Genomic DNA, 4437 nt, shown 5'->3' on the forward strand with positions numbered 1-4437 from the left:
TCGCCTGTATGAAAAACTGGGTTCACACGGCATTACCGTTGATGGCGTAAAAGGTACTCACTTCGCAGTATGGGCGCCCAATGCTTCCGCCGTTTCGGTGATCGGCGACTTCAATCATTGGGATGCCGCATTGAATGCGCTACATCTACGTGATGACGAGTCGGGGATTTGGGAAGGCTTTATTGCCGAGGTCACGGTCGGGGCAATCTATAAATATCGCATCGTTTCCCGCGACGGAAAAATAGCCGACAAGGGCGATCCGTTTGCATTCTGCTCGGAAATGCCGCCGTTAACCGCTTCCCGTGTCTGGGAACTGGATTATGCCTGGAACGACGCTGATTGGATGTCATGGCGCGCGGAGAAAAACCGGCTGAACGCGCCTTGTTCCATTTACGAAGTGCATCTGGGTTCCTGGCGCCGCGTTCCGGAAGACGGCAACCGTTTCCTCACCTATCGCGAGCTGGCGGAATGGCTGCCAAGGTACGTCGCAGACTTGAATTTCACCCACGTCGAGTTCATGCCGCTGACAGAACATCCTTTCTACGGCTCATGGGGCTACCAGACCGTCGGCTATTTCGCACCGACGGCACGATACGGTACGCCGCAGGATTTCATGTTCCTGGTGGATTCCTTGCATCAGCACGGCATCGGCGTGATCATGGACTGGGTGCCATCGCATTTCCCCTCCGATGCCTATGGCCTCGGCTATTTCGATGGAACCCATCTTTTCGAACACGCCGACCCGCGCCAAGGCTTTCAACCGGAATGGCATAGTTCGATTTTCAATTATGGCCGCCATGAAGTACGCGCATTTTTGACCAGCAGCGCGTTATTCTGGCTTGATAAATATCATATTGACGGACTGCGCCTGGACGCGGTGGCGTCGATGCTTTACCTGGATTATGGCCGCAAAGAAGGCGAATGGATTCCCAACCGTAATGGCAGCCGGGAGAACCTGGATGCGATTACTTTCCTGCGCAACCTGAACGAGGCTATCTATCGCGATTATCCCAATACGCAGACTTTCGCCGAAGAATCGACTGCCTGGCCCATGGTCTCCCGTCCCGCCAATGTGGGCGGCCTGGGGTTTGGCCTGAAGTGGAATATGGGTTGGATGCATGACACGCTGGGATATTTTGCAGAAGATCCGCTTAACCGGAAATATCACCACGCACAGATTATTTTCAGCATCTGGTATGCGTTCTCGGAGAACTTCGTGCTGCCTTTGTCGCACGACGAAGTGGTCTACGGCAAGGGCTCACTGATCGGAAAAATGCCCGGCGACGAATGGCAGCAGTTTGCCAACCTGCGCTTACTGTATGGCTATATGTGGGGGCATCCGGGCAAGAAGCTGTTGTTCATGGGTTGCGAATTCGGACAGAAACGCGAGTGGCAGCACGACGAGAGCCTGGAATGGGAGGTGCTGCAATATCCTATGCACTCAGGGCTTCGGCGCTGGGTCGAGGATCTCAACCGTTTTTACCGCAGTGAAGCGGCGCTCTATCAGCAAGACTTCAACCACGACGGCTTTCAATGGATGGATTGTAACTACGCGGAAAAAAGTGTGGTCAGTTTTGTGCGCCGTGGCTACAACCCTGACGATACGCTGTTGGTGGTCTGCAATTTTACGCCCGTCGTCCGCGAGAATTACCTGGTCGGGGTGCCGAGCGGCGGTTACTGGCAAGAAGTGCTCAACAGCGATACCGAACTCTATGGCGGCAGCGGCGTGGGCAATTTCGGCGGCGTTGAAGCGGCCCCCGTATCTGCCGGTGAAATGTTTCATTCATTGATGCTGCGTCTTCCGCCATTGGGCGTCCTGTTCTTCAAACAAGGGAGCGGGTCATGAAAGGCACACAAAAGCTCGACGGCAGACGGCGCGTAGTTATCGAAAATGTGCAACCTGAAATCGATGCGGGGCGTTTTCCGATCAAACGCGTCATAGGCCAGAGCGTGGAGGTGGAGGCAGACGCGTTCACCGACAGCCACGATACCTTGGCCTGCGTGTTGCGCTACCGGCACGCGTCGGAAACCGGCTGGCATGAAGTCGCCATGACGCCGCTAATCAATGATCGTTGGCGCGCGTCGTTCCCGATCACCGAACTGGGCCAATATGTCTACACACTGACGGCCTGGATCGATCATTTTTTTTCGTGGCGATATGAGTTTTCGCGTCGCAACGATGCCCAGGATATCGCCGTAGCACTTCAGGCCGGTGCGATGCTGGTGGAAGAGGCCGCGGCGCACGCCGATGGCGAAAACCAGATGCAGTTACAGCGGATTGCCGAGGAATTACGCACTGTCAAGCCGGATGCCGGAAGTGCGCTGGCGCTTTCCGAAACCCTGGCTAGCCTAATGCGGCAACATCCAGACCGCAGCTTGGCTACGGATTATCCTCGACTGCTAAGCGTGTGGTCCGAACCGATCAAAGCTCAGTACAGCACATGGTATGAATTTTTTCCGCGCTCCTGCGTGGGCGATGACATGGATCACGGCAGCTTCACCGAATGCGAAAAACGCTTGCCGTCTGTGGCGGCAATGGGCTTCGACGTGGTGTATTTGCCGCCTATTCATCCGATCGGCCTGACCCAACGCAAGGGCGCGAATAACGCGCTGGTAGCGACCGAGACCGATGTAGGCAGCCCGTGGGCGATCGGCGCGGCGGAGGGCGGCCATAAAGCGATTCATCCGCAACTCGGTACGCTGGACGACTTCCACCGCCTGGTGGTGAAAGCCCGTGAACTGGGCATTGATGTAGCGCTGGACATCGCCTTTCAATGCTCTCCCGATCATCCTTATGTACGCGAGCACCCGGAATGGTTCCGCCACCGCGCGGACGGCAGTATCCAGTATGCCGAAAATCCGCCCAAGAAATATGAAGACATTGTCCCGTTCAATTTTGAATGCGACGCATGGAATGAGCTATGGCAGGAACTGCTGGATATATTCCTGTTCTGGATCAAACAAGGGGTTTACATATTCCGAGTAGACAACCCGCACACCAAACCGTTCCCGTTTTGGGAATGGCTGATTGCCGAAGTAAAGCGCGTACATCCTGAGACAATTTTTCTGGCTGAAGCATTTACCCGTCCGAAAATCACTTACCGTCTCGCCAAGCTTGGCTTCAGCCAATCCTATACTTATTTCGCGTGGCGCAATGCGAAAAGTGAACTTGAAAGCTATTTCACCGAACTCAGCCGCACTGAAGTGCGTGAATATTTCCGGCCCAATCTGTGGCCGAATACGCCCGACATCCTTCCCGAATATTTGCAATTCGGCGGTCGCCCGGCATTTATGCTGCGCCTGGTACTGGCGGCCACGCTGGGAGCGAATTACGGCATCTACGGCCCGGCTTACGAGTTGATGGAGGCGGCTCCCCGCGAATCGGGCGGAGAAGAATATCTCAATTCAGAGAAATACCAGGTGCGCCGCTGGAAGCTTGACCGTGCCGACAGCCTGCAGGATTTTATCGCACGGGTGAACCGCATACGCAGGGAAAGCCCGGCACTGCAACAGGATCAAAGCCTGCATTTTTTTGATGTGAACAATGACAGTCTGCTTTGTTACGCAAAAACCACAGCGGATAACGCTGAAATCATTCTGGTAGTCGCCAATCTGGATCCGCATCATACCCAATCCGGCTGGGTCACACTGCCGCTGGAGTTGCTTGGGCTGGATACGGATCGAACTTACCAGGTACAGGATCTGCTGACGTCCGCGCGTTTTTTGTGGAACGGCGCACGCAACTACGTTGAAATCAATCCCCTGGTTGCGCCCGCGCATATTTTCAAATTGCGTCGGCGTGTGCGTACCGAACACGACTTCGATTATTTTCTGTAAAAGAGCCATGAACGGAACCAACGCTAACAATCATGACGGCATTGATTCATCAGCACAAATGATGAAAGCAAGCCCTTGTAGGGGCGAATTTATTCGCCCAATCGCAAAAAGCAGATTAAACAGGGCGAATGAATTCGCCCCTACAGGAAAGAGAACACCATGAACACAATAAAACCCGGCGAGATAAAAAACCCGCTCGCGGACAACGCACATTGGATGGAAGACCCGCTCTGGTTTAAAGATGCCGTTATTTACGAACTGCACATCAAGGCTTTTTTTGACAGCGACAATAACGGCACCGGGGATTTTACCGGGTTAATCCAGAAGCTCGATTATCTCCAGGATTTAGGGGTGAACACGCTGTGGCTGTTACCCTTCTACCCCTCGCCGATGCGCGACGACGGTTATGACATCTCCGACTATCGCAACATCCATCCCGAGTACGGCACCATGGCCAATTTCAAGCAGTTCGTGAAGGAAGCCCACCGCCGCGGTCTCAAGGTTATCACCGAGATGGTCATTAATCACACCTCCGACCAGCATCCCTGGTTTCAGGCGGCGCGCCGCGCACCGGAGGGTTCCAGCAAGCGGAATTACTAC

The 4437-nt window shown here is 54.5% G+C and carries 4 protein-coding genes; all 4 read left to right on the forward strand.

Annotated features, from left to right (window positions below):
* Nucleotides 1-1846 (forward strand): 1,4-alpha-glucan branching protein GlgB (gene glgB, locus WC614_13965; GenBank protein MFA5034109.1); only part of this gene is annotated, 1846 nt, incomplete at its 5' end.
* Nucleotides 1843-3837, forward strand: coding sequence for an alpha-1,4-glucan--maltose-1-phosphate maltosyltransferase (locus tag WC614_13970; protein MFA5034110.1), 1995 nt, complete (start codon nt 1843-1845; stop codon nt 3835-3837). The genes glgB and WC614_13970, both read left to right, overlap by 4 nt.
* Before the next feature lie 7 nt (nt 3838-3844).
* Nucleotides 3845-4000 carry a hypothetical protein gene (locus WC614_13975; GenBank protein ID MFA5034111.1) on the forward strand — a complete coding sequence of 52 codons (156 nt, stop codon included), beginning with the start codon at nt 3845-3847 and terminating at the stop codon, nt 3998-4000.
* On the forward strand, nt 3997-4437 hold a 441-nt coding region (locus WC614_13980; protein ID MFA5034112.1), incomplete at its 3' end, for an alpha-amylase family glycosyl hydrolase. The genes WC614_13975 and WC614_13980, both read left to right, overlap by 4 nt.

The organism is bacterium (genome assembly GCA_041649255.1).
GTDB lineage: Bacteria > Hydrothermota > UBA3073 > JACQXS01 > JAQTXJ01 > JAQTXJ01.

Coding starts and splice junctions, on each gene's coding strand:
- WC614_13970 (MFA5034110.1), top strand. CDS start 1,843: ATGAAAGGCACACAAAAGCTCGACGGCAGACGGCGCGTAGTTATCGAA.
- WC614_13975 (MFA5034111.1), top strand. CDS start 3,845: ATGAACGGAACCAACGCTAACAATCATGACGGCATTGATTCATCAGCA.